1 rRNA gene is annotated in these 1,228 nt (G+C 55.9%); it reads left to right on the forward strand.

What is annotated here, in order from left to right:
- Positions 1 to 1,084: ribosomal RNA gene (locus tag QM019_RS12655) — 16S ribosomal RNA — on the forward strand; the annotation flags it as partial.
- Between the last annotated feature and the right edge of the window lie 144 nt (positions 1,085 to 1,228).

Raw genomic sequence — 1,228 nt, forward strand, 5'->3', positions numbered from 1 at the left:
TAGGGAAGAAGCGAAAGTGACGGTACCTGCAGAAAAAGCACCGGCTAACTACGTGCCAGCAGCCGCGGTAATACGTAGGGTGCAAGCGTTGTCCGGAATTATTGGGCGTAAAGAGCTCGTAGGCGGTTTGTCGCGTCTGCTGTGAAATCCCGAGGCTCAACCTCGGGCCTGCAGTGGGTACGGGCAGACTTGAGTGCGGTAGGGGAGATTGGAATTCCTGGTGTAGCGGTGGAATGCGCAGATATCAGGAGGAACACCGATGGCGAAGGCAGATCTCTGGGCCGTTACTGACGCTGAGGAGCGAAAGCATGGGGAGCGAACAGGATTAGATACCCTGGTAGTCCATGCCGTAAACGTTGGGCGCTAGATGTGGGGACCATTCCACGGTTTCTGTGTCGTAGCTAACGCATTAAGCGCCCCGCCTGGGGAGTACGGCCGCAAGGCTAAAACTCAAAGGAATTGACGGGGGCCCGCACAAGCGGCGGAGCATGCGGATTAATTCGATGCAACGCGAAGAACCTTACCAAGGCTTGACATATACCGGAAACTTCCAGAGATGGTTGCCCTGCTTGCAGTCGGTATACAGGTGGTGCATGGTTGTCGTCAGCTCGTGTCGTGAGATGTTCGGTTAAGTCCGGCAACGAGCGCAACCCTCGTCCTATGTTGCCAGCACGTTATGGTGGGAACTCATGGGATACTGCCGTGGTCAACACGGAGGAAGGTGGGGATGACGTCAAATCATCATGCCCCTTATGTCTTGGGCTTCACGCATGCTACAATGGCCGGTACAATGGGCTGCGATACCGCGAGGTGGAGCGAATCCCAAAAAGCCGGTCTCAGTTCGGATTGGGGTCTGCAACTCGACCCCATGAAGTCGGAGTCGCTAGTAATCGCAGATCAGCAACGCTGCGGTGAATACGTTCCCGGGCCTTGTACACACCGCCCGTCAAGTCATGAAAGTCGGTAACACCCGAAGCCGGTGGCCTAACCCTTGTGGAGGGAGCTGTCGAAGGTGGGATCGGTGATTAGGACTAAGTCGTAACAAGGTAGCCGTACCGGAAGGTGCGGCTGGATCACCTCCTTTCTAAGGAGCATTGACACGGTCACAATCAGTGTGGTCGTGGTGCCCAGTCTCATCCGAATGTGGTGAGTGGGTGCTCAAGGGTGGAACATATGGCAAGTGTGGGAGTGACGTGATGCGTTAGTACCTGGTTCGTTCGCGAGCCGG

The sequence above is a fragment of the Gulosibacter sediminis genome (assembly GCF_030011715.1).
GTDB classification, from domain to species: Bacteria; Actinomycetota; Actinomycetes; order Actinomycetales; family Microbacteriaceae; genus Gulosibacter; species Gulosibacter sediminis.